Genomic DNA, 24,525 nt, shown 5'->3' with positions numbered 1-24,525 from the left:
GGCCATCACGAACGACACAATCCTCTCAGACATAAAAAAGCCCCGACTCACAAGAGCCGGGGCTTCTTTAGAAGCGCTACAACGGCTTAGCCGTTGAACACGTCATCCACGCTTTTCAGCGGGTAGTTCTTCGGATACGGCAGGGTTGCCACACCGGTCTCGATCGCAGCCTTGGCCACGGCATCGGAGATCAAGGTGATCAGACGGGCATCCATTGGTTTCGGGATGATGTACTCACGACCGAATTCCAGCTTGATGCCGCCGTAGGCGTCGCACACTTCCTGAGGAACCGGCAGCTTGGCCAGTTCACGCAGGGCGTTGGCCGCCGCCACTTTCATTTCTTCGTTGATGCGCTTGGCGCGAACGTCCAGGGCACCACGGAAGATGAACGGGAAGCCCAGTACGTTGTTGACCTGGTTCGGGTAGTCCGAACGGCCGGTCGCCATGATCACGTCGTCACGGGTGGCGTGAGCCAGTTCCGGGGAGATTTCCGGATCAGGGTTCGAGCACGCGAACACGATCGGGTTGGCCGCCATGGATTTCAGGCCTTCAGGGTTCAGCAGGTTCGGGCCGGACAGGCCAACGAACACGTCTGCACCGGTCAGGGCATCAGCCAGGGTGCGTTTGTCAGTCGCGTGAGCGAAGACAGCCTTGTACTGGTTCAGGTCGTCACGGCCGGAGTGGATCACGCCGGTACGGTCGACCATGTAGATGTTTTCGATGTTGGCGCCCATGCTCACCAGCAACTTCATGCAGGAGATGGCGGCAGCACCGGCGCCCAGGCAGACGATCTTGGCGTCAGCAAGGGTTTTGCCTGCGATTTCCAGGGCGTTGATCATGCCGGCCGCGGTAACGATCGCGGTGCCGTGCTGGTCATCGTGGAACACTGGAATGTCGCACTGCTCGATCAGAGCGCGTTCGATCTCAAAGCACTCAGGGGCCTTGATGTCTTCCAGGTTGATGCCACCGAAGGTGATGGAAATGCGCTTGACGGTGTCGATGAAGGCTTGCGGGCTTTCGGAATCGACTTCGATGTCGAACACGTCGATGCCGGCGAAGCGTTTGAACAGCACGCCTTTACCTTCCATCACTGGCTTGGAAGCCAATGGCCCGAGGTTACCCAGGCCCAGAATCGCGGTGCCATCGGAAATGACTGCAACCAGGTTGCCTTTGCCGGTGTATTTGTAGGCCAGTTCAGGATCGCGGGCGATTTCGCGTACTGGTTCGGCTACGCCGGGGCTGTAGGCCAGCGACAGGTCGCGGGCGGTAGCGGTGGCCTTGGTGAGCTCGACACTCAGCTTACCTGGACGAGGATGGGCGTGATATTCGAGAGCGGCAGTTTTCAAATCAGACATGGGGGCATTCCGCTTTTACTGTTGGACAGACTGGTCAGCGAGGATACGCGCCTCGCATAGTCCCCACAAGACTGACCAGTCACCCCTGTCAAGCGCCCGGCCCTACGACTTTGGGCCAAGAGCCACGGAACACAAGGGATGGACTGTTCACAATCGACAGAAAAAATGTCTACAATTTTTAATCAAGGCGCCGTTTGCAGCATCGCCGGATCGGTCAACGGCAGGAGCCAGTGCGCTTGCCCTTGTTTCAATCCGCCGCGACGGGAACGGTCCACGACCCAGCCACGCGCCTCGATCTGCCTGCCCGTCAGACGTTCCAGCGCCGCGACATCGAACTGCCCCAGTAAATGGGGTGCAACACGCAATACAAGTGCATCCTGCAACTCGATCCAAACGCCACCGCGATTGCGTTGAACCTTGCTCACACGCCCACTGACCACAGCAAAACCGGACGCGTTGATCTGCTCCGCTTTCAGTACAGGTGACTGACGCCACACGCCGAGCCCGGCCTGCCGCGCACTGCGTTCCGCCGCTTGCTGACAGGTGTCCAGATCGACATTCGGCGCGACCGCCACCTGAAACCCAAGGCCCTCAGCGAGCATCTGCGCTTCGAGGTTGACGCCATCGGTGCCGTAGAGATGTGCAAGGGTGCGACCGTAGTGATCTTTGCTCTCTTTGCCCGGGAGCACGCCGACCCAACCGTCGCTGGCGGCCACCAATGCTTCCAGACGTTTGCGCGCCGCCACAGCGAACGGCTCGTCGGATCGGCCCTGCTTGCCCAGCTCGGGCGTATTCAAGCCGATCATGCGCACACTGCGGCCATCGCTGAGGCGCAATGTGTCGCCATCCACCACACGTTCCACCGCGACGGGTGTCAGACCGCCCGGTGCCGGGCAAAAGGCCTGGGCGCCGGACAGCCAAATCGCAGACACAAAAAAGGCGCCCGCAAGGGACGCCTTTTTCATTAGCAAGGTAAAGCCCATGGGGCTTTCGAACCTTACTCTGCTGCTGGAGCAGGTTTCTTGCCGAAAGCACCGAAACGGTCGGCGAAGCGCTGAACGCGGCCGCCAGTGTCCAGAGTCTTTTGCTTACCGGTGTAGAACGGGTGGCACTCGTTGCAAACGTCGATCGGCAGAGCTTTGCCGAAGGTCGAACGAGTTTCGAACTTGTTGCCACAGCTGCAAGTAACAGCAATGACTGGATAATCTGGATGGATTTCAGCTTTCATGGTGTCTTCCTCGGGCTGCGTGCCGCCACCCAACACTATTGTTGAATACCGCACGTAATTAGGCCGCGGATTCTACCAGACAATCTCAATCACGCAAGCTGTCGCCGAGACCGACCGTCTGCTAGGCTCCCGACCCAAAGCACCGCCCATGTGGGAGCGGGCTTGCTCGCGAAAGCGGTGTGTCAGACGGCATGAATGTTGACTGACGCACCGCTTTCGCGAGCAAGCCCGCTCCCACAGGTCATGCCCTGCTGATTTTTTTCGCTGATCGAGACCCCCACGCGTGCCCGACGCCATTTTGCGCCTCGCCCTGCCTTCGCCACTGCGCCGCCTGTTCGATTACCGAGCCCCGGCCGGTGTCCTGCGCGCCCAGTTGCAGCCTGGCATGCGCCTGCGGGTGCCGTTCGGCCGGCGGGAGATGATCGGGATTCTGGTGGAAGTCACCGACACCAGTGAAGTCCCGGCAGAGAAGCTCAAACCGGCCCTGGCCCTGCTCGACGCCACGCCACCCTTGCCACCAGCGCTGTTCAAGCTGTGCCTGTGGACCTCCCAGTATTATCAGCACAGCCTCGGCGACACGTTGAGTTGGGCGCTGCCAGTGTTGCTACGCCAGGGCGAGCTGGCCGAAGCACGCCAGGAACGTTTCTGGTCCGCCGCGCCCGGCGCCAGCCTTGATGACCCGCGCATCGCCCGCGCCCCGCGTCAGCGTGAGGCGCTGGCGACCCTGGCCCAGCATCCCCACGGCGTCGCTCATCAATTGCTGAGCAAACTGATGCTGAGCAAGGACAGCCTCGATCTGCTGCTGGCCAAGGATCTGGTGCAAGTCGAAATCCGCAAACACGCCCCCGGCGCCCGTCACGAGCACTGGCTGGCGCAACCGGAGCTGCCCCTCAACCCCGAGCAGCGCGCTGCTTATGAAGCGATTCGCGCCGGGTTCGACAGTTACCATGCGTTCCTGCTGGCCGGCGTCACTGGCAGCGGCAAGACCGAAGTCTATTTGCAGTTGATCCGCGAAACCCTCGAAGCAGGCAAGCAAGCGCTGGTGCTGATCCCGGAGATCAACCTCGGCCCGCAAACCCTGGCGCGCTTCGAGCAACGTTTCAATGCACGCATCGCGCTGATTCACTCGGCGGTCAATGACCGTGAGCGCCTTGAAGCCTGGCTCGCCGCCCGGGATGGTGACGCCGACATCATTATCGGCACCCGCTCCGCGCTGTTCACGCCGATGAAGAATCCCGGCCTGATCATCATCGACGAAGAGCACGACGGCTCCTATAAACAACAGGAAGGCCTGCGCTATCACGCCCGCGACCTGGCATTGGTGCGCGCACGGCAGGAAAACATCCCGATCGTGCTCGGTTCCGCCACGCCTTCGCTGGAAAGCCTGCACAACGCCTACACCGGGCGGTACGGTCTGCTGCGCCTGAATGAGCGCGCCGGTGGCGCCAAGCAACCGCGATTCCTGCGCCTGGATGTGAAAAGTCGTCCGCTGGACAGCGGTATTTCCGGACCGATGCACCAAGCCATCGGTCAGACACTCGCGGCCGGTCAGCAAGTATTGGTTTTTCTCAACCGCCGAGGATTCGCGCCAACCCTGCTGTGTCATGACTGCGGCTGGATGTCCGAATGCCAGCGCTGCGATGCGCGGATGACCGTGCACCAGCGCTCCGGCGAACTGCGCTGCCACCATTGCGGCTACGTAGAACGCGTGCCCCGGCATTGTCCGAAATGCGGCAGGGTCGACTTGCGGCCCGTCGGCGCCGGCACCGAACGCGCCGAAGAACGCTTGGCCATTCTGTTTCCGGACGTTCCGGTGCTGCGGGTCGACCGCGACAGTACGTCGCGCAAGGACGCAATGAATCAATTGTTCGCGACCATTCAGAAGGGTCACCCGTGCATTCTGGTCGGCACGCAGATGCTTGCCAAAGGGCACCACTTTCCACGGGTGACGCTGGTGTCGATTCTCGATGCCGACGGCGGATTGTTCTCCGGCGACTTCCGCGCCAGCGAGCGCATGGCGCAACTGATCGTTCAAGTCGCAGGCCGTGCGGGACGGGCTGAAGAGCCGGGCAAGGTGATTATCCAGACGCATCTGGCGGACCATCCGCTGCTGGTGCAACTGACCGAACAGGGCTATTTCGCGTTTGCCGAGCAGGCGCTGAGCGAGCGGCGCTCGGCCGGTTTGCCGCCGTTTGCGCACCTGGCACTGTTGCGGGCCGAAGCGCATAAACCGGGGCAGGCCGAAGGTTTTCTGGATGAGGCGTGCAGCGAGGCCGAGCGTTTGCTGGCCGAACAGAATCTGACCGGGATCGAATTGCTCGGGCCGGTGCCGGCGCCGATGGAACGTCGGGCCGGGCGCTATCGGGCGCAGTTGTTGTTGCAGGCGACGGCTCGGGCGCCGCTGCATCGGTTGCTGGCCAGTTGGTTGCTGGTGCTGGAGCAGATGCCGAGTGGGCGGGCGGTGCGGTGGTCTTTGGATGTTGATCCCGTCGATTTGTATTGATTGGAAGATCGCCTTCGCGAGCAAGCCCGCTCCCACAGGGGTTCTGTGTCAGGCACATAATAGGTAACCACCACCGATCCAGTGTGGGAGCGGGCTTGCTCGCGAAGAGGCCCTAATAGTCACCACATATCCACAACCTGCCCGCTATAGTTGGCAAGCCCGCCTTCGCAACGGATAATGCCCAGTTTTTCCACCAGCGCATCGAAGCGCCGCCGCGCTTGCGGTCGAAAGAGAAGACCATGAAAGACACCATTCGCCAGCTGATCCAACAAGCCATCACCCAACTCGTCAACGAAGGTGTGTTGCCTGAAGGCCTGTCGCCGGCGATCCAGGTGGAAAACTCCCGTGACAAGAAGAACGGCGACTTCGCCAGCAACATCGCCATGATGCTGGCCAAGCCGGCCGGCATGAAGCCGCGCGATCTGGCGGAAAAAATCATCGCCGCGCTGCCTGCCGACGAAAACGTCACCAAGACCGAAATCGCCGGCCCCGGCTTTCTGAACTTCTTCCAGAACACCCAGGCCCTGGCCACTCGCCTCGACGCCGCGTTGGCTGACGAGCACATCGGCGTGCGCAAGGCCGGCCCGGTGCAGCGCACGGTTGTCGACCTGTCCGCACCGAACCTGGCCAAAGAAATGCACGTCGGTCACTTGCGCTCGACCATCATCGGCGACGGCGTGGCCCGCGTGCTGGAATTCCTCGGCGACGAAGTGATCCGCCAGAACCACGTTGGCGACTGGGGCACCCAGTTCGGCATGCTGATGGCGTATCTGCAGGAAAACCCGATCACCAGCGACGAACTGTCGGACCTGGAAAACTTCTACCGCGCCGCCAAGCAACGCTTCGACGAATCCGAAGAGTTTGCCGATCGCGCCCGTGGTCTGGTGGTCAAGCTGCAGGCCGGTGATGCCGATTGCCTGGCGCTGTGGACCAAGTTCAGGGACATCTCGCTGTCCCATTGCCAGAAAATCTACGAACTGCTGAACGTCAAACTGACCATGGCCGACGTGATGGGCGAAAGCGCCTACAACGACGACCTGATCAACGTGGTCAACGATCTCAAGGCCACTGGCCTGCTGGTCGAGAGCAATGGCGCCCAGTGCGTGTTCCTCGATGAATTCAAGAATGCTGATGGCGACCCGCTGCCAGTCATCATCGTCAAGGCTGATGGCGGCTACCTCTACGCCACCACCGACCTGGCGGCCGTGCGTTATCGCAGCGGCAAGCTCAAGGCTGATCGCGCGTTGTATTTCGTTGACCAGCGCCAGGCGCTGCACTTCCAGCAAGTGTTCCAGGTCGCACGTCTGGCCGGCTTCGTGACGCACCCGATGGAAATGGAACACATGGGCTTCGGCACCATGAACGGCGCCGATGGCCGTCCGTTCAAGACCCGTGATGGCGGCACCGTGAAGCTGATCGACCTGCTGACCGAAGCCCAGGAGCGCGCCTACACCCTGGTCAAGGACAAGAACCCGGAGCTGGCCGAGGCCGAGCTGCGCAACATCGCCAAGGTCGTGGGCATCGGTGCAGTGAAATACGCCGACTTGTCCAAGCACCGCACCAGCGACTACAGCTTCAACTTCGACCTGATGCTGAATTTCGAAGGCAACACCGCGCCGTACCTGCTGTACGCCTACACCCGCGTGGCCGGTGTGTTCCGCAAGCTCGGCAAGGACTTCAGCGAAGTCGAAGGCCAGATCGTTCTGGAAGCCGCGCATGAACACGAGCTGGCAGCCAAACTCGCGCAATTCGGTGAAATCCTGAACAACGTGTCCGAGAAAGGCACCCCGCACATCCTCTGCACCTACCTGTACGATGTCGCCGGCCTGTTCTCCAGTTTCTACGAGAACTGCCCGATCCTCAGTGCTGAAACCCCGGCGCAAATGCAAAGCCGCCTGCGCCTCGCCGCGCTGACCGGACGCACTCTCAAGCAAGGCCTGGAACTCTTGGGTCTGGAAACTCTGGAGCGTATGTAAGTTGGCTGCCAAGAAAAAACCTGCACCCAAGCGTGGCGCCAGCCGTTACCAAGCTCCTGCAAAGCAACCGATTCCGGGCTGGCTGTGGATGGCGATCGGCCTGACGGTCGGCGCGTTCATTGTGTTCCTGATGAAGCTGGAGCCGGGTAAAGGCAGCGACAGCGTCAAGCGCGAGAAGATCGAGCAGCAGAAAGCCACCAAGATCGCCGAGGCCAACAAGACCCCGCCGAGCCCGACACAACCGGTGAAGCCGAAGTACGACTTCTACACCCTGCTGCCGGAATCGGAAGTCATCGTGCCGCCGGATGCGGTGCCGGAGAAAACCCTGCCTACGCCGGCTGTACCGACCACACCGGTAACGCCAGCGGAAGCGGCGAAGATTGACACCGCGCGCGCTCAAGCCGCATTGGCCGGCATCACCCCGCCACCCCCACCCCCCGTGACCAAGGCCGCGCCGGTGACCAAGTTTTTCCTGCAGGCCGGTTCGTTCCGCAAGGAAGCCGATGCGGACAAGGTGCGTGCGCAGATCATCTTGCTCGGTCAGGCTGTGGCGGTTGAATCCGGCACGGTGAAGGACGAGACCTGGTATCGGGTATTGGTCGGGCCATTCAGCAACCGTGAACAACTGACCACCGCGCAGAAGCAACTGGCCGGCGCAGGTTTCAGCAACCTGTTGTTACAACAACGCCAGAACCGATAAAGAACATTGCTTCAACAGTTCATGTTGGGGCAAACGCCGCGGTCAGTCTGAGAAATCGGGTTGCCCCATTCGCGAGCAAGCCCGCTCCCACACTGGATTTGTGTTGTTTGCAGGTTTTATGGCAAACGGAAATTCAATGTGGGAGCGGGCTTGCTCGCGAATGGCGTCGGCACCCACCACACACTCCTCACTGAAACCGCACCGCTCGTCCCCTCTCCAACCCCACAGTTGAAATCCTCTCCACCACCCCCATATGAGTTGGCATAAGGCATTTTCGCCCCGCTGCGTGGAGACTCTCCCTTGACCACCATCGTTTCAGTTCGCCGCCACGGCAAAGTCGTCATGGGCGGCGACGGCCAGGTTTCTCTCGGCAATACCGTGATGAAAGGCAACGCGAAGAAAGTTCGTCGCCTGTACCACGGCCAGGTTATCGCCGGTTTTGCCGGGGCCACCGCTGACGCCTTCACCCTCTTCGAGCGCTTCGAAGGTCAGCTCGAGAAACATCAGGGTCACCTGGTTCGTGCCGCCGTCGAGCTCGCCAAAGAATGGCGCACCGACCGCACCCTCAGCCGCCTCGAAGCCATGCTCGCGGTCGCCAACAAAGATGCGTCCCTGATCATCACCGGCAACGGCGACGTGGTCGAACCCGAAGAAGGCCTGATCGCCATGGGTTCCGGTGGCGGTTACGCCCAGGCCGCCGCCAGCGCGCTGCTGAAGAAAACCGATCTGTCGGCCCGCGAAATCGTCGAAACCGCGCTCGGCATCGCCGGCGACATCTGCGTATTCACCAACCACACCTTCACCATTGAGGAGCAGGACCTCGCCGAGTAAGCCTGTTCCGGCCTTAGCGCCACGGCTCACTTTTGCTTGAGGACCGCCAATTACTATGTCCATGACTCCCCGTGAAATCGTCCACGAACTCAATCGCCACATCATCGGCCAGGACGATGCCAAGCGCGCCGTCGCCATCGCGCTGCGTAACCGCTGGCGCCGGATGCAGTTGCCGGAAGAGCTGCGCGTTGAAGTAACGCCCAAGAACATCCTGATGATCGGTCCGACCGGTGTCGGTAAAACCGAGATCGCCCGTCGCCTGGCCAAACTGGCGAACGCGCCGTTCATCAAAGTCGAAGCGACCAAGTTCACCGAAGTCGGCTACGTCGGTCGCGACGTCGAGTCGATCATTCGAGATCTGGCTGACGCTGCCATCAAACTGCTGCGCGAACAGGAAATCACCAAGGTTCGCCACCGCGCCGAAGACGCCGCGGAAGAGCGCATCCTCGACGCCCTGCTGCCACCGGCGCGCATGGGCTTCAACAACGATGACGCCCCATCGGCCGACTCCAACACCCGCCAGCTGTTCCGCAAGCGCCTGCGCGAAGGTCAGCTGGACGACAAGGAGATCGAAATCGAAGTCGCCGAAGTGGCCGGCGTCGATATCTCCGCGCCACCGGGCATGGAAGAAATGACCAATCAGTTGCAGAGCCTGTTCGCCAACATGGGCAAGGGCAAACGCAAGAGCCGCAAGCTCAAGGTCAAGGAAGCGCTGAAACTGGTCCGCGATGAAGAAGCGAGCCGCCTGGTCAACGATGAAGAGTTGAAGGCCAGGGCACTGGAAGCGGTCGAGCAGCACGGCATCGTGTTCATCGACGAAATCGACAAGGTGGCCAAGCGCGGTAACTCCGGTGGCGTCGACGTGTCCCGTGAAGGCGTACAGCGCGACCTGCTGCCGCTGATCGAAGGCTGCACCGTCAACACCAAACTGGGCATGGTCAAGACCGACCACATCCTGTTCATCGCTTCCGGTGCGTTCCACTTGAGCAAGCCGAGCGATCTGGTGCCCGAGCTGCAAGGTCGTCTGCCGATTCGTGTCGAGCTGAAGGCCCTGACGCCGGAAGACTTCGAACGCATTCTCAGCGAGCCGCATGCGTCGCTCACCGAGCAATACTGCGCCCTGCTGAAAACCGAAGGCCTGGCCATCGAGTTCCAGCCGGACGGCATCAAGCGCATCGCCGAGATTGCCTGGCAGGTCAACGAGAAAACCGAGAACATCGGTGCCCGTCGTCTGCACACGTTGCTCGAGCGTTTGCTTGAAGAGGTGTCGTTCAGCGCTGGCGATCTGGCCAGCGCCCACGACGACAAGGTGATCCTGATCGACGCCGAGTACGTCAACAGCCACCTGGGCGAATTGGCGCAGAACGAAGACCTGTCCCGTTATATCCTGTAAGCCATACTTACAGGCGAACGCGGCCCCTGTGGGAGCGGGCTTGCTCGCGAAGGCGGTGTGTCAGTCGACTCAATGTTGCCTGACACTCCGCTTTCGCGAGCAAGCCCGCTCCCACATTTGAACCGAGCTCGCCCACACGAATGGACTGCCGGTCATGACCCAACTCCCCACCGACATCAAACTGCACAAAGCCTCGAAAACCCTGTCGCTGAAATACGCGTCCGGCGAGGAACATCACCTGCCCGCCGAGTTCCTGCGCGTGCACTCTCCTTCCGCCGAGGTCCAGGGCCACGGCAAACCTATCCTGCAATTTGGCAAGATCGGCGTAGGCCTGACCAAAGTAGAACCGGCCGGTCAGTACGCACTGAAATTGACCTTCGACGATGGCCACGACAGCGGACTGTTCACTTGGGAGTATTTGTACCAGCTGGGCGTGCGTCAGGAAGATCTCTGGAACGATTATCTTGCTGAATTGAAAACCGCCGGCAAGACCCGTGATCCGAACGAATCCGTCGTCAAGCTGATGCTCTAGCCCGCGCCTTTTGCGCTTTAGAAGGCATTTTCTAATTTCAAATGTTTGAATGCTAGGCCCCGAGGTCAGTCATAAGCCTGCTTGCGAAAAAAATTAAACTCGGGTAACCAATGGACTTGGCAAGTTCCCTGCAGTGCTCTCTGAACTAAAAAACAGTGATGCAGAATTAACGGTCACCCGAGCAGTAGTACCTGGCATTGGCTGTGTACCTACACAGCTGGAACTGGTACTCGTCTCAGGACAATGGAGCGTCGTAGATGAGTAAACTGAATAACGATGACTTGAAGTATCAGGCCTCGGAAAACACCTTAGGGCTGAATCCTGTCGTTGGGCTGCGTGGAAAGGATCTACTGACTTCTGCTCGAATGGTGCTCAGGCAGGCCATGAGGCAACCGGTGCATAGCGTCAGGCATGTCGCTCATTTCGGCCTTGAACTCAAGAACGTACTGTTCGGCAAATCCGAGCTGCAACCCTCCAGCGATGACCGTCGCTTCCACGATCCGGCCTGGAGCCAGAACCCGCTTTACAAACGTTATATGCAAACCTACCTGGCGTGGCGCAAGGAACTCCACGACTGGATCGACGACAGTAGCCTTACACCCAAGGATGTGGCACGCGGGCACTTCGTGATCAACCTCATGACCGAAGCCATGGCCCCGACCAACAGTGCGGCCAACCCGGCGGCGATCAAACGCTTCTTCGAAACCGGCGGCAAGAGCCTGCTCGACGGCCTCTCGCACCTGGCCAAGGATCTGGTGCACAACGGCGGCATGCCGAGCCAGGTCAACATGGGCGCATTCGAAGTCGGCAAGAGCCTGGGCGTGACCGAAGGCGCGGTGGTGTTTCGCAACGACGTGCTGGAGCTGATCCAGTACCGGCCAACCACCGAGCAGGTGCACGAGCGCCCATTGCTGGTGGTGCCGCCGCAAATCAACAAGTTCTACGTTTTCGACCTGAGCCCGGACAAAAGCCTGGCGCGTTTCTGCCTGCGCAACAACGTGCAGACCTTCATCGTCAGCTGGCGCAACCCGACCAAGGAGCAACGCGAGTGGGGCCTGTCGTCCTACATCGAAGCCCTCAAGGAAGCGGTCGACGTGGTCACCGCGATCACCGGCAGCAAAGACGTGAACATGCTCGGCGCCTGCTCCGGCGGCATCACCTGCACCGCCCTGCTGGGCCACTACGCGGCGATCGGCGAGAACAAGGTCAACGCCCTGACGCTGCTGGTCAGCGTGCTGGACACTACCCTGGACAGCGACGTGGCCCTGTTCGTCGACGAGCAGACCCTCGAAGCCGCCAAGCGCCATTCCTATCAGGCCGGTGTGCTGGAAGGTCGCGACATGGCGAAAGTCTTTGCCTGGATGCGCCCCAATGACTTGATCTGGAACTACTGGGTCAACAACTACCTGCTCGGTAACGAGCCGCCGGTGTTCGACATCCTGTTCTGGAACAACGACACCACACGCTTGCCCGCCGCGTTCCACGGCGACCTGATCGAGCTGTTCAAAAACAACCCGCTGATCCGTACGGACGCACTGGAAGTGTGCGGTACGCCGATCGACCTGAAGCAGGTTACGGCCGACATCTTTTCCCTGGCCGGCACCAACGACCACATTACGCCGTGGAAGTCCTGCTACAAGTCGGCGCAACTGTTTGGCGGCAATGTCGAGTTCGTGTTGTCCAGCAGCGGGCACATCCAGAGCATCCTGAACCCGCCGGGCAACCCCAAGTCACGTTATATGACCAGCAGCGAAATGCCGGTCAAGGCCGAGGACTGGCAGGAAAACTCCACCAAGCACACCGATTCCTGGTGGCTGCACTGGCAGACCTGGCAGGCCGAGCGTTCGGGCGAACTGAAAAAAGCTCCGATAAAACTGGGTAACAAGGCTTACCCGGCAGGCGAGGCGGCGCCAGGCACTTACGTACACGAGCGGTAACTGGCACACCCCACCCTCTGTGGGAACGGGCTTTTGTGGAGAGGGGATTTAGCGAAACGTCGCACCGCCCCGTTCGACTGCAAAGCAGTCGTAAAACCAATGCACTCGGTGTAACGGATACACCGAGGTCTCAGGTTTGGGGCGGCTTCGCCACCCAACGGGGATAAATCCCCTCACCACAAAAGCGCGCTCCCACAAGGGGAGCGGGGACGAATTAACACACAGGGCTTGAAGCATGCCGCAACCGTTCATTTTTCGTACCGTCGACCTGGATGGCCAGACCCTCCGCACGGCGGTACGCCCCGGCAAGCCTCACTTGACCCCCTTGCTGATTTTCAATGGCATCGGCGCCAACCTGGAGCTGGTGTTTCCGTTCGTCGACGCGCTGGACCCGGACCTGGAAGTCATCGCTTTCGATGTCCCGGGCGTTGGCGGCTCGTCGACACCGAGACGGCCTTACCGTTTTCCGGGCCTGGCCAGACTCACGGCGCGGATGCTCGACTATCTCGACTACGGACGAGTCAACGTGATCGGTGTGTCGTGGGGGGGCGCCCTCGCCCAGCAGTTCGCCTACGACTATCCCGAACGCTGCAAGAAACTGGTGCTGGCAGCCACGGCGGCCGGTGCGCTGATGGTGCCGGGCAAGCCGAAAGTGCTGTGGATGATGGCCAGCCCGCGGCGCTACATCCAGCCGTCGCATGTGATCCGTATTGCGCCAATGATCTACGGCGGCTCGTTCCGCCGCGATCCGACCCTCGCCGCCAGCCATGCGGCAAAAGTGCGTTCGGCAGGCAAACTCGGTTACTACTGGCAGCTGTTCGCCGGCCTCGGCTGGACCAGCATTCACTGGCTGCACAAGATCCATCAGCCGACGTTGGTGCTGGCGGGCGACGACGATCCACTGATCCCGCTGATCAACATGCGACTGCTGGCCTGGCGGATTCCCAATGCCCAGTTGCACATTATCGATGACGGGCATCTGTTCCTGATCACCCGCGCCGAGGCCGTGGCGCCGATCATCATGAAATTTCTCGAGGAAGAACGGCAGCGCGCCGTAATGCATCCGCATCCGGCGCCATTGGGCGGTTAGCGACCCCGGCTTTTGTGACAAAAAGGGGTCGGCAGGACGCCGCGCCGCGCAACAACCCGTTACAGCGTCTATGGTGTTCTGGTTCGATGTATTTGTTTTTGGCCTGAAGACGAAGGAGTGTTGAGTCATGCGCGAAAAACCAGCGAGGGAGTTGTTGCCCACTCCCGCCGCGTTCATCAACGCACAGAGTGCGATTACCGGCCTGCGTGGTCGGGATCTGATGTCGACCCTGCGCAGCGTTGCCGCCCATGGTTTGCGCAACCCGGTGCACAGCGCCCGACACGCCTTGAAGCTGGGCGGTCAATTGGGGCGGGTGTTGCTGGGCGAAACCCTGCACCCGACCAACCCGCAGGACAGTCGCTTTGCCGACCCGGCCTGGAGCCTCAACCCGTTTTATCGCCGCAGCCTGCAGGCGTACCTGAGTTGGCAGAAGCAGGTCAAAAGCTGGATCGACGATAGCAATATGTCCCCGGACGATCGCGCCCGCGCCCACTTCGCGTTCGCCCTGCTCAACGATGCGGTGTCACCGTCCAACACCCTGCTCAATCCGCTGGCGATCAAAGAGATCTTCAACTCCGGCGGCAACAGCCTGGTGCGGGGCATCAGTCATCTGGTCGATGATTTCCTGCACAACGACGGCCTGCCAAGGCAAGTCACCAAACAGGCGTTCGAGGTCGGCAAAACGGTCGCTACCACCACCGGCTCCGTGGTGTTTCGCAATGAGCTGCTGGAGCTGATCCAGTACAAGCCGATGAGCGAAAAGCAGTATTCCAAACCGCTGCTGGTGGTGCCGCCACAGGTCAACAAGTACTACATTTTCGACCTGAGCCCCGGCAACAGCTTCGTCCAGTTCGCCCTGAAAAACGGCCTGCAGACCTTCATGATCAGTTGGCGCAACCCGGATGTGCGCCATCGCGAATGGGGCCTGTCGACCTACGTCGAAGCCGTGGAAGAAGCGATGAACGTGTGCCGGGCGATCACCGGTGCCCGCGAGGTCAACCTGATGGGCGCCTGCGCCGGCGGGCTGACCATTGCCGCGCTGCAAGGTCATTTGCAAGCCAAGCGACAGTTGCGCCGGGTATCCAGCGCGACGTACCTGGTGAGCTTGCTCGACAGCCAGATGGAGAGTCCGGCGACGCTATTCGCCGACGAACAGACCCTGGAAGCGGCCAAGCGCCGGTCCTATCAGAAGGGCGTGCTGGACGGTCGCGACATGGCCAAGGTCTTCGCCTGGATGCGCCCCAACGATTTGATCTGGAGCTACTTCGTCAACAACTACCTGTTGGGCAAGGAGCCGCCGGCATTCGACATTCTCTACTGGAACAACGACAACACGCGTCTGCCGGCAGCCTTTCATGGCGACCTGCTGGACTTCTTCAAGCACAACCCGCTGAGTCATCCGGGCGGTCTTGAAGTGTGCGGCACGCCGATCGATCTGCAGAAAGTCACCGTCGACAGCTTCAGCGTGGCCGGCATCAACGACCACATTACCCCGTGGGATGCGGTGTATCGCTCGACGCTGCTGCTGGGTGGCGAGCGACGCTTTCTGCTGTCCAACAGCGGTCATGTGCAGAGCATTCTCAACCCGCCCTCAAACCCGAAAGCCAACTTTATCGAAAGCACGAAACTGAGCAGCGATCCACGGGCCTGGTATTACGACGCCAAGCAAGTCGACGGCAGTTGGTGGACGCAATGGCTGAGCTGGATTCAGGAACGCTCGGGCGCGCAGAAAGAAACCCACATGGCGCTCGGCAATCAGAACTATCCACCGATGGAGGCGGCACCCGGTACTTACGTGCGCGTGCGCTGACGCTCAACACACCGCGGCCACCACATATCCTCTGTAGGAGCGAGCTTGCTCGCGAAAAACGCAACGGCACCGCGGTTTAATCAGGCAGCACGCGTAATCGTTAACGTCCATCGCGAGCGAGCTCGCTCCTACAGGGAGGGGTTCGACTGCGGCACTAACTGACCATTAAGAAGACTGGATGAAAACCCGCGACCGGATCCTCGAATGTGCCCTGCAGTTGTTTAACCAGAAGGGCGAACCCAACGTCTCCACCATGGAAGTTGCCAACGAAATGGGCATCAGCCCGGGCAACCTCTACTACCACTTCCACGGCAAGGAACCGCTGATTCTCGGGTTGTTCGAACGCTTCCAGGCGGAGCTCGCGCCGCTGCTCGATCCGCCGTCCGACGTGGAACTGGCCCCTGACGACTATTGGCTGTTTCTGCATTTGATCGTCGAGCGCCTGGCTCATTACCGGTTTTTGTTCCAGGACCTGTCGAACCTCGCCGGGCGCCTGCCGAAACTGGCCAAAGGAATACGCAACCTGCTCAATGCGCTGAAGCGCACGCTGGCGTCATTGCTGGCGCGGTTGAAGGCTCAGGGGCAGTTGGTCAGCGAAACACAGGCGCTGGGGCAACTGGTGGAGCAGATCACCATGACCCTGCTGTTCTCGCTGGATTATCAGCGGATTCTGGATCGTGAGGGTGAGGTGAAGTTGGTGGTGTATCAGATCATGATGCTAGTGGCGCCGCATCTGCTGCCGCCGATCAAGGTCGCGACCGAGCAGCTGGCACTGCAATACCTCAAAGAACACGAGTGACTGAATTCTGGTTGTACCCAAATCCAATGTGGGAGCGGGCTTGCTCGCGAATACGGTGTGTCATTTAGCATTGATGTCGTCTGACACACCGCATTCGCGAGCAAGCCCGCTCCCACATTGGATTTTCGATGGTTTGTAGAATGTATTAACAAACAAAAACGCCCGACCTTCGCAGGCCGGGCGTTTTTTGAGCCCTGAAATCAGGACTGACTGGTTGGCGTCGATGGAGCTGGCGCGGCAGTCGGGGTTGCAGCAGGGGTTGGCGCGGTAGCAGAGTTCGAAGTGCTCACCGGGGTTGCCGGTTTGGCGGCCGCCACCGCTGGTTTAGGTGCACCGGCTTTCGGCGCTGCCGGTTTTTTCACTGCTGGCGTCTTCGCTGCGGCAGGTTTTGCCGCTGGCTTGACTGCCGGTTTTGCTGCTGCTTTGGCGGCGACCGGTTTGGCCGCTGGCTTGGCTGCTGCAGGTTTCGCTGCGGCAGTTTTGGCAGCCGGTTTAGCAGCCGCTTTTGCCAGTGGTTTGGCAGCAGGTTTGGCCGCAACAGGCGCAACCTTGGCACCGGTGAGTTTTTCGATTTGCTTGGTCAGGGTATCGACCTTGCTGTGCAGCGCTTTCACTTCATTACGGCTCGGTACACCCAGGCGCGAAATGGCGCTGTTCAGGCGCTTGTCGAAAGCACCTTCCAGCTCATCCCACTTGCCCAGTGCACGATCTTTCACGCCACTGATGCGCGATTTGGCCGAGGAAGCGGAGTCCTTGACGTCTTCGACTTTTTTGTCGACAGCGCTCTTGGTGAGCTTCTCGGCTTTCTCGCCGTCTTTGACCAATGCATCGAAGAGCTTGCTGCCGTCGGTGTCGATCTTCGAGTACACGCCTAAACCAGCCAGCCAGATTTTGCGGGAGTAGTCTTCGACCTTCCCAATCCACGAGCTGCCTTCTTTTTCGGTGTTCTTTTTACCAGCCATCCCGTTCTCCTTAAGAATTACGCGCGACGCGTTCGAGCAATGCCGTCAGCTCATCGAGCTTAACAGAGAGTGTCTCAACGTCATGTTTAGACGGAATGCCGATACGATTCAAGGCACTTGCGACACGCGAGTCAAAAGCCTTCTCGACCTTGTCGAGTTGAAGTTCGACCCGGCCTTTGAAAGTGCTCACTTCATTCTTGACTTCATCGATCTCGGCGTTAGCGGCTTCAAGTTTCTCGGCAACTGCCTTTTTACCTTCACTTTCAACAACTTGACCAGCCTTGACCAACTCTTGAAAGTACTCGCTGCCTTCTTGGCCAACCTTGGTGTAGGCACCCAGGCCTGCCAGCCAGATCTTGCGGGCGTAAGATTTAACGTCGTTAAGAGCCGTTGTCGAAGCGTCGATTTTTTTCTTCAAAATAACTTTGACCATGGTACACCTCACGCGCAGAAGGTTTGAGGAACTGCCCGCGAAAGTGTCGGGCTCAGGCACAAAGTAGGGAGAAAAATTAGAAACAGCACCCTAACAACTGAAATATAACGTTGGGTACAACTAACAAATGTGGGAGCGGGCTTGCTCGCGAAGAGGCCGGCACATTCAACATTGATGGCGACTGGTATACCGCCTTCGTCGGAACGCCGCCCGGAGCAAGCCCGCTCCCACAGGGAATGCATTCACAAATCCAGAGGGGATCAGACCAACGCTTTATCCAGCCCCTTTTCGATTTCCGATTTGATCGTGCCGCTCATGGCCGACATCAACAGGCCCAACTCGACCTCGACCTTGATCGAATTCTCCCCCACATGCACCGCGCCTTTCACACCGGAACGTCTGAGGTTCAGGGTATCGCCCGACCATTGCGGCTCCAGGCCATATTGAACACAGAGGTTCTGCGCCAGCTTGTCGGCCTTCTCGCGGGCCGCTTCCTTGCCCAGGCCGTGGGCACGTTCAACACTAATACGGGCCATCAAATGACTCCTGCTTTATGGATACTTTCCTGATCCATCTTGACCGCTGCTGCGGCAAAACGTCCCGGCGGTTGCCTATCTTACCTTCAGCCTTGCCAAGACAAAGCAGGCCACCGGGATTAGAATGTCCCGCATTCTCTTCTGGTGACAGCGATATGACTGATCAGCGCAAAGGCAGCGATGCCGAACCCACCACTCACTTCGGTTTCAAAAACGTTCCGGAAAGCCAAAAAGCGGAAAAAGTCGCAGAGGTTTTCCACTCGGTAGCCGCCAAGTACGACTTGATGAACGACCTCCTGTCGGGCGGCATGCACCGTCTGTGGAAGCGTTTCGCGATCGAGTTGTCGGGCGTGCGCACCGGCAACCGTGTGCTGGACATCGCTGGCGGCACGGGCGACCTGACCAAAAAGTTCTCGCACCTCGTGGGCCCGACCGGTCAGGTGGTGTTGGCCGACATCAATGAGTCCATGCTCAAGGTCGGTCGTGACCGCCTGCTGGACCTGGGTGTGGCCGGCAACGTTGAATTCGTTCAGGCCGACGCTGAAAAGCTGCCGTTCCCGGACAACCATTTCGACTGCGTGACCATCGCTTTCGGCCTGCGCAACGTCACCCATAAAGAAGACGCCTTGCGCTCGATGCTGCGCGTGCTGAAACCGGGCGGCCGTCTGCTGGTGCTGGAATTCTCCAAGCCGACCAACGCGCTGATGTCCAAGGCCTACGACGCCTACTCGTTCGCCTTCATGCCGCTGATGGGCAAGCTGATCACCAACGACTCGGAAAGCTATCGTTACCTGGCCGAATCGATCCGCATGCACCCGAATCAGGAAACCCTGAAGTCGATGATGGTCGAGGCCGGTTTCGACCGCGTGACCTATCACAACATGACCGCAGGCATCGTCGCCCTGCACCGCGGCATCAAGCCCTGATGTTGCTGGCCGGACTGCTCGCCAGCGTTGAGCTCGGTCTGAACCGGGTGCTGCGTCTCGACAGCACGGCGCTGCCACGGCTGGCACATTTGAGCGGCAAGGTGATTGCCATCGACTGCCGCAGCCCGGCACTGCAACTGTTCATCCTGCCCAGCGACGAAGGCTTGATGCTGGCGTCCCACTGGGAAACCGGCGCCGACTGCACCTTGCGTGCACCGGCCTCAAGCCTGTTGAAACTGGCGATGAGCAAGGACAAGACCTCGGTTCTGCATGGCCCCGAAGTCGAGCTCTACGGCGACAGCGGTGTGCTGCTGGAACTGGCGGCGATCCTTCAGGACCTCGAGCTGGACTGGGAGTACGAACTCTCGCGCTGGCTGGGACCTGTTGCCACGCACCTGGTCGGCGGTCATTTGCGCAGCCGCGCACGCTGGTATCAGCAAGGGTTCGCCAGCCTCAATCAGAACCTGGGCGAATACCTGGCCGAAGAATCGCGCACCCTCGTCGGTCAGCGCGAAGCCGAAGCCCGTTTCAGTGAACTGGACCAGATCAAACTCGATCTGGAACGTCTCGAGGCGCGTTTCGAGCGCCTTTCCCGATCCCTCGACCCAAGCGATAACGCATGAAGCTGCTTGCCGTCCGCCGTTTGTTGCGCATCCAGCGCGTTGTGATTCGCTACCGCCTCGATGACCTGCTGTTCGCCCTGCCGCTGCCGTGGTTTCTGCTGGCGCTGCGTTACGCCTTGCCGTGGCGCTGGTTCCCGCGCAAGACGCTGGACCTGAGCCGTGGCGCCCGATTGCGTCTGGCGCTGCAGGACCTGGGGCCGATTTTCATCAAGTTCGGGCAGATCCTGTCCACCCGCCGCGACCTGCTGCCGGAAGACATCGCCGACGAGCTGATGAAGTTGCAGGACCGCGTGCCGCCGTTCGATTCGCAAGTGTCGATCAAGCTGATCGAAGAACAGCTCGGCAAGAAAATCAGTGAAGTGTTCAGCCGCTTCGACGTCGAACCACTGGCTTCCGCTTCGGTGGCGCAGGTGCATGCCGCGCAGCTGAAAACCGGTGAAGAAGTCGTCGTCAAAGTCATCCGTCCCGGCCTGAAACCCATCATCGCGCAGGATCTGGCGTGGCTGTTCATCCTCGCCCGCGCCGCGGAAAAACTCTCCGCCGATGCGCGCCTGCTGCACCCGGTGGACGTGGTGCAGGACTACGAAAAAACCATCTACGACGAACTCGACCTGCTGCGCGAGGCGGCCAACGCCAGCCAGTTGAAGCGCAACTTCGAAGGTTCGCCGCTGCTGTATGTGCCGCAAGTCTATTGGGACTGGTGCCGGCCGAAAGTGCTGGTGATGGAGCGTATCTACGGGATTCAGGTGACCGATCTGGCGACCCTCGCCGATCAACGCACCGACATGAAAATGCTCGCCGAGCGTGGCGTGGAGATCTTCTTCACCCAGGTGTTCCGCGACAGTTTCTTCCACGCCGACATGCACCCGGGCAACATCTTCGTCAGCACCGTGAACCCGTGGAGCCCGCAGTACATTGCGATCGACTGCGGCATCGTCGGCAGCCTGACCCCGGAAGACCAGGATTACCTGGCGCGCAACCTGTTCGCGTTTTTCAAACGTGACTACCGTCGTGTGGCGCAATTGCACATCGATTCGGGTTGGGTGCCGGCGGAAACCAAACTCAACGAATTCGAAGCAGCGATCCGTACGGTGTGCGAGCCGATCTTCGAAAAACCGTTAAAGGATATTTCCTTTGGCCAGGTGCTGATGCGCCTGTTCCAGACCGCTCGACGCTTCAACATGGAAGTGCAGCCGCAGCTTGTTCTTTTGCAGAAAACCTTGCTGAACATCGAAGGCCTCGGCCGCCAGTTGTACCCGGACCTCGATTTGTGGAACACCGCCCAACCGTTCCTTGAACGCTGGATGCGTGAACGCGTCAGCCCCAAAGCCTTGCTCGGCAACGTGCAGAGCCAGTTCGAACAGCTGCCGCACCTGGCCAATATGGCCCGCGATTTGCTTGAACGCATGTCCCAGCCCCACGCGTACGACCCGCCGCCACCGTGGCATCGACGTCGCGATGACTGGTTTTTGCGCCTGCTCGGCACAGCCCATCTGGCCGGCGGTTCGATACTCGCCGTAGGCGGGCCGCTGAACGAACTGGCTTACTGGCCGGCCGGAATCATGATGGCCGTCGGCTTGTATCTGGTCGTTCGCCGATAGCCAGTTGTGTTGCGCACTGGCACACTGTTTCAACGCTTGGGTTCTACTCATGAAGTGTGGAACCCGTTGTCGGAGTCGAAGATGAAAAACTGGCTGGACGAGATCAAGTGGGACGCCGATGGCCTGGTGCCGGCGATTGCCCAGGATCACAAGACCGGGCGCGTCCTGATGATGGCCTGGATGAACCGTGAAGCGCTGGAACTGACCGCTGCTGAGAACCGCGCCATTTACTGGTCGCGTTCCCGTGGCAAGCTGTGGCGCAAGGGCGAAGAGTCCGGCCACGTGCAGACCCTGCATGAGATGCGCCTGGACTGTGACGCAGACGTGATCATTCTGATGGTCGAGCAGATCGGCGACATCGCCTGCCATACCGGCCGCCAAAGCTGCTTTTATCGCGTCTTTGAGAACGGCGACTGGACAACCGTCGACCCGGTCCTGAAAGATCCGCACGCCATCTATTCCGCAGGGCACACCCATGAGTGACACTCTGACCCGACTGGCCGAAGTGCTGGAAGAGCGCAAAGGCGCCGCCGCCGACAGCTCTTACGTCGCCAGCCTTTACCACAAGGGCTTGAACAAGATTCTGGAAAAAGTCGGCGAAGAGTCGGTCGAAACCATCATTGCCGCCAAGGACGCCGCCATCAGCGGTGACTGCAGCGATGTGATCTACGAGACCGCCGATTTGTGGTTCCACAGCATGGTAATGCTCGCCCAACTGGGGCAGCATCCACAGGCTGTACTCGATGAACTTGACCGTCGTTTCGGTCTGTCCGGACACGCCGAGAAAGCCTCGCGCCCGTCCGCCTGAATAACTATTAGAGAGGAGCAGCAACATGGGCATTTTTGACTGGAAACACTGGATCGTCATCCTGGTTGTTGTCGTTTTGGTGTTCGGCACCAAGAAACTGAAAAACCTCGGTACTGACGTCGGCGAGTCGATCAAGGGCTTTCGCAAAGCCATGAATGATGAAGACAAGACCGTCGACCCGACCGTGGCCCCGGCCCAACCGGTGCCACCGGTTCAGCCACAGACCACACAGTCCGTGAACCAGCCGCACACCATCGACGTGCAGGCGCAAAAAGTCGAAGAGCCGATCCGCAAAGACGTGTGAGCACTGACTAATGTTTGGTATCAGCTTCTCTGAACTGCTGCTCGTCGGCCTCGTGGCCCTGCTGGTGCTGGGTCCCGAGCGTCTGCCGGGGGCTGCGCGCACAGCCGGCCTGTGGGTCGGGCGTCTGAAGCGCAGCTTCAACGCAATCAAACAGGAAGTTGAACGTGAAATCGGTGCCGACGAGATTCGTCGGCAACTGCACAACGAGCACATTCTGTCGCTGGAACAGGAGGCGCGGAAAATTTTCACGCCGATTCAGCAGGAAGCCACGCCGGTTCAACCGGTGGCGGAGCAGACGATTCATGCTGCCGAACCTGCACCTGTTGTAGCGGCTGCAGAACCTGCGCCCGTTGTTGCAGCACTTCCGGTTGAACCTGTTACGCCTGCGGCTGCGCCTGTTGCGCCGGCCCCTCATGACCCAACACTGCCGCCGCGAGCCCCATGAGCGATCTCCCTGAAAACGACCAGCACATGCCGCTGGTTTCGCACCTCACCGAGTTGCGTACCCGTCTGCTGCGCTGTGTAGCGGCGATCTTCATCATCTTCGCCGGGCTGTTCGCCTTCACCCAGCAGATCTACACCTTCGTCTCCACGCCGCTGCGCCAGTACCTGCCGGTCGGCGCGACGATGATCGCCACCGACGTGTCGTCGCCGTTCCTGACGCCGCTGAAGCTGACCATGATGGTCTCGCTGTTCCTTGCGATCCCGGTCATCCTGCATCAAATCTGGGGCTTTATCGCGCCGGGCCTGTACAAGCATGAGAAGCGCATCGCCGTACCCTTGCTGGTATCAAGCATTATGCTGTTCTACGCCGGCATGGCGTTCGCCTACTACCTGGTGTTCCCGCTGATCTTCAAATTCTTCGCCGCCGCCACACCGGCCGGTGTGGAGATGATGACCGACATCAGCAGCTACCTCGACTTCGTCATGACGCTGTTCTTCGCCTTCGGCGTGGCGTTTGAAATCCCGGTAGCCGTGGTGCTGCTGGTATGGATCGGCGTGGTCGACGTCAAATACCTGAAGAAAATCCGCCCGTACGTGATCATCGGCTGCTTCGTGGTCGGCATGATCCTGACGCCACCGGACATCTTTTCGCAGACGCTGCTGGCCGTACCGATGTGGCTGCTATTCGAAATCGGCATCCTGTTCGGCGGCCTGATCAGCAAGCGTGGCGAACACCCGGACGACCAGCCGGTCGACGATCACAACGACCAGCCGCCAGCGACCCAGCCGTGAACCTGCTGCTCCTCGAAGAGGCCGATTTCATTGCGGCCGACCGGGTGATCCTGCGCGATCGCCGGTTGACGCACATGCAGGAAGTTCACCGCTGTGAAGTGGGTGACAACATGCGCGTGGGGCGTATCGGCGGCCTGATGGGTTCGGCCGAAGTGCTGCGCCTGGACGCCGATGAAGCCGAACTGCGCGTCACGCTCGACCAGCCGCCACCGGCCAAGCTGCCGCTGACCCTGGTACTGGCCCTTCCGCGGCCCAAAATGCTGCGCCGGGTGTTTCAGACCGTGGCGGCCATGGGTGTGCCACGGATCGTGCTGGTGAACAGCTACCGCGTCGAGAAGAGCTTCTGGCAAACACCGTTTCTTGAACCTGAAGCGATTCGCGAGCAACTGATCCTCGGCCTTGAACAGGCCCGGGACAGCGTGTTGCCTGAAGTTGTCATTGAAAAGCGCTTCAAACCGTTCGTCGAAGATCGACTGCCAGCGATCGCCGAAGGCACACTCGGCCTGGTCGGTCATCCCGGCAATTACCCGCCCTGCCCCCGCGGCCTGAACGAACCGGTGACCCTGGCCATCGGCCCGGAAGGCGGCTGGATCCCCTACGAAATCGACCTGCTGGCCAAGTCCGGCCTGCAACCGGTACAGCTGGGCGAGCGCATCCTGCGCGTCGAAACCGCCGTCACCGCGCTGCTCGCCCGCCTCTTCTAACCCCGTCCCTGAGCTTCACCTAAACCCTGTGGCGAAGGAGCTTGCTCCCGCTTGGGCGCGAAGCGGCCATCGCTCTATATTCCCCAATATCGCGCTACGGCGCCGAGCGGGACGGTGCGGCGTTAGGACAAGCTAGCTATGTGTCCGAGCAGACCTCGGCCGCCAGTGAAGAGACCGCGACCTCCAGCGTCGAGCTGGCTCGGTTGGGGACGCATATGTAAATGCTGGTGGGCAGGTT

25 protein-coding genes are annotated in these 24,525 nt (G+C 60.2%); 19 read left to right on the top strand and 6 right to left on the bottom strand.

Annotated features, from left to right (window positions below):
- Positions 1-86: 86 nt before the first annotated feature.
- The 3 genes from ACA073_RS02000 to rpmE form a co-directional block, all read right to left on the bottom strand.
- Positions 87-1,355, bottom strand: a complete 1,269-nt coding sequence (locus ACA073_RS02000; RefSeq protein ID WP_497401248.1) for a malic enzyme-like NAD(P)-binding protein — start codon at positions 1,353-1,355, stop codon at positions 87-89.
- A gap of 182 nt (positions 1,356-1,537) precedes the next feature.
- Positions 1,538-2,338, bottom strand: a complete 801-nt coding sequence (locus ACA073_RS01995) for a thermonuclease family protein (RefSeq protein ID WP_497401246.1) — start codon at positions 2,336-2,338, stop codon at positions 1,538-1,540.
- A gap of 14 nt (positions 2,339-2,352) precedes the next feature.
- Complete coding sequence (gene rpmE / locus ACA073_RS01990; protein ID WP_497401244.1) at positions 2,353-2,583, bottom strand: 50S ribosomal protein L31; 231 nt, start codon at positions 2,581-2,583, stop codon at positions 2,353-2,355.
- Between the two features lie 283 nt (positions 2,584-2,866).
- Here rpmE and ACA073_RS01985 point away from each other — a divergent pair, with 283 nt between their 5' ends.
- The 10 genes from ACA073_RS01985 to ACA073_RS01940 all read left to right on the top strand — a co-directional run bounded on the left by ACA073_RS01985 (position 2,867) and on the right by ACA073_RS01940 (position 16,154).
- Entirely contained in the window at positions 2,867-5,086 is a 2,220-nt protein-coding gene (locus tag ACA073_RS01985) for a primosomal protein N' (protein ID WP_497401242.1), read from the top strand.
- 239 nt (positions 5,087-5,325) lie between these two features.
- Positions 5,326-7,062 (top strand): arginine--tRNA ligase, encoded by a 1,737-nt coding sequence (gene argS, locus ACA073_RS01980; RefSeq protein WP_497401240.1) that lies wholly within the window; start codon positions 5,326-5,328, stop codon positions 7,060-7,062.
- A gap of 1 nt (position 7,063) precedes the next feature.
- The gene (locus ACA073_RS01975; RefSeq protein ID WP_497401238.1) at positions 7,064-7,762 is read left to right on the top strand and encodes an SPOR domain-containing protein; all 699 of its coding nucleotides are present in this window, start codon (positions 7,064-7,066) and stop codon (positions 7,760-7,762) included.
- A 300-nt stretch (positions 7,763-8,062) separates the two neighbouring features.
- Positions 8,063-8,593 carry an ATP-dependent protease subunit HslV gene (hslV, locus tag ACA073_RS01970; protein WP_030129223.1) on the top strand — a complete coding sequence of 177 codons (531 nt, stop codon included), beginning with the start codon at positions 8,063-8,065 and terminating at the stop codon, positions 8,591-8,593.
- 55 nt (positions 8,594-8,648) lie between these two features.
- On the top strand, positions 8,649-9,986 hold the full coding sequence (hslU, locus tag ACA073_RS01965; protein WP_497401236.1) for an ATP-dependent protease ATPase subunit HslU: 1,338 nt from the start codon (positions 8,649-8,651) through the stop codon (positions 9,984-9,986).
- 154 nt (positions 9,987-10,140) lie between these two features.
- Positions 10,141-10,518: a gamma-butyrobetaine hydroxylase family protein gene (locus ACA073_RS01960; RefSeq protein WP_497401234.1), complete on the top strand. Its 378-nt coding sequence runs from the start codon at positions 10,141-10,143 to the stop codon at positions 10,516-10,518.
- Between the two features lie 257 nt (positions 10,519-10,775).
- Positions 10,776-12,455 (top strand): class II poly(R)-hydroxyalkanoic acid synthase, encoded by a 1,680-nt coding sequence (phaC, locus tag ACA073_RS01955; protein WP_497401232.1) that lies wholly within the window; start codon positions 10,776-10,778, stop codon positions 12,453-12,455.
- Positions 12,456-12,690: 235 nt separating this feature from the next.
- A complete protein-coding gene (phaZ, locus tag ACA073_RS01950; RefSeq protein WP_497401230.1) occupies positions 12,691-13,545 on the top strand; it encodes a poly(3-hydroxyalkanoate) depolymerase in 855 nt (284 codons plus the stop codon).
- A gap of 127 nt (positions 13,546-13,672) precedes the next feature.
- A complete protein-coding gene (gene phaC / locus ACA073_RS01945; protein ID WP_497401228.1) occupies positions 13,673-15,355 on the top strand; it encodes a class II poly(R)-hydroxyalkanoic acid synthase in 1,683 nt (560 codons plus the stop codon).
- 178 nt (positions 15,356-15,533) lie between these two features.
- On the top strand, positions 15,534-16,154 hold the full coding sequence (locus ACA073_RS01940; RefSeq protein WP_497401226.1) for a TetR/AcrR family transcriptional regulator: 621 nt from the start codon (positions 15,534-15,536) through the stop codon (positions 16,152-16,154).
- Between the two features lie 200 nt (positions 16,155-16,354).
- Here the strand turns inward: ACA073_RS01940 and ACA073_RS01935 are convergent, their stop codons facing one another.
- The 3 genes from ACA073_RS01935 to ACA073_RS01925 all read right to left on the bottom strand — a co-directional run bounded on the left by ACA073_RS01935 (position 16,355) and on the right by ACA073_RS01925 (position 18,085).
- Complete coding sequence (locus ACA073_RS01935) at positions 16,355-17,116, bottom strand: phasin family protein (protein ID WP_497401224.1); 762 nt, start codon at positions 17,114-17,116, stop codon at positions 16,355-16,357.
- A gap of 10 nt (positions 17,117-17,126) precedes the next feature.
- Positions 17,127-17,549, bottom strand: a complete 423-nt coding sequence (locus ACA073_RS01930) for a phasin family protein (RefSeq protein ID WP_497401222.1) — start codon at positions 17,547-17,549, stop codon at positions 17,127-17,129.
- Positions 17,550-17,809: 260 nt separating this feature from the next.
- The gene (locus ACA073_RS01925) at positions 17,810-18,085 is read right to left on the bottom strand and encodes a polyhydroxyalkanoic acid system family protein (protein WP_497401220.1); all 276 of its coding nucleotides are present in this window, start codon (positions 18,083-18,085) and stop codon (positions 17,810-17,812) included.
- Between the two features lie 155 nt (positions 18,086-18,240).
- On the opposite strand from ACA073_RS01925, the gene ubiE reads away from it, so the two are divergent.
- From ubiE to ACA073_RS01880, 9 genes are all read left to right on the top strand, one after another.
- Positions 18,241-19,011 carry a bifunctional demethylmenaquinone methyltransferase/2-methoxy-6-polyprenyl-1,4-benzoquinol methylase UbiE gene (ubiE, locus tag ACA073_RS01920; protein WP_007948968.1) on the top strand — a complete coding sequence of 257 codons (771 nt, stop codon included), beginning with the start codon at positions 18,241-18,243 and terminating at the stop codon, positions 19,009-19,011.
- Positions 19,011-19,634: a ubiquinone biosynthesis accessory factor UbiJ gene (locus ACA073_RS01915; protein WP_497401218.1), complete on the top strand. Its 624-nt coding sequence runs from the start codon at positions 19,011-19,013 to the stop codon at positions 19,632-19,634. Before ubiE ends, ACA073_RS01915 begins: the two co-directional genes overlap by 1 nt.
- Positions 19,631-21,235, top strand: a complete 1,605-nt coding sequence (gene ubiB / locus ACA073_RS01910) for a ubiquinone biosynthesis regulatory protein kinase UbiB (protein ID WP_497401216.1) — start codon at positions 19,631-19,633, stop codon at positions 21,233-21,235. Before ACA073_RS01915 ends, ubiB begins: the two co-directional genes overlap by 4 nt.
- 81 nt (positions 21,236-21,316) lie before the next feature.
- Complete coding sequence (hisI, locus tag ACA073_RS01905; protein WP_150796910.1) at positions 21,317-21,718, top strand: phosphoribosyl-AMP cyclohydrolase; 402 nt, start codon at positions 21,317-21,319, stop codon at positions 21,716-21,718.
- The gene (locus tag ACA073_RS01900) at positions 21,711-22,043 is read left to right on the top strand and encodes a phosphoribosyl-ATP diphosphatase (RefSeq protein ID WP_008047820.1); all 333 of its coding nucleotides are present in this window, start codon (positions 21,711-21,713) and stop codon (positions 22,041-22,043) included. Before hisI ends, ACA073_RS01900 begins: the two co-directional genes overlap by 8 nt.
- A gap of 25 nt (positions 22,044-22,068) precedes the next feature.
- On the top strand, positions 22,069-22,347 hold the full coding sequence (locus tag ACA073_RS01895) for a twin-arginine translocase TatA/TatE family subunit (RefSeq protein ID WP_497401214.1): 279 nt from the start codon (positions 22,069-22,071) through the stop codon (positions 22,345-22,347).
- A 10-nt stretch (positions 22,348-22,357) separates the two neighbouring features.
- Complete coding sequence (gene tatB, locus ACA073_RS01890) at positions 22,358-22,792, top strand: Sec-independent protein translocase protein TatB (protein WP_497401212.1); 435 nt, start codon at positions 22,358-22,360, stop codon at positions 22,790-22,792.
- Positions 22,789-23,583, top strand: a complete 795-nt coding sequence (gene tatC, locus ACA073_RS01885; RefSeq protein ID WP_084322536.1) for a twin-arginine translocase subunit TatC — start codon at positions 22,789-22,791, stop codon at positions 23,581-23,583. Before tatB ends, tatC begins: the two co-directional genes overlap by 4 nt.
- On the top strand, positions 23,580-24,287 hold the full coding sequence (locus ACA073_RS01880; protein ID WP_497401211.1) for a 16S rRNA (uracil(1498)-N(3))-methyltransferase: 708 nt from the start codon (positions 23,580-23,582) through the stop codon (positions 24,285-24,287). The genes tatC and ACA073_RS01880 overlap by 4 nt, the downstream gene beginning before the upstream one ends.
- Positions 24,288-24,525: the final 238 nt, after the last annotated feature.

The organism is Pseudomonas sp. LBUM1670 (assembly GCF_059695695.1).
This window is presented reverse-complemented; position numbering and strand designations above follow the sequence as displayed.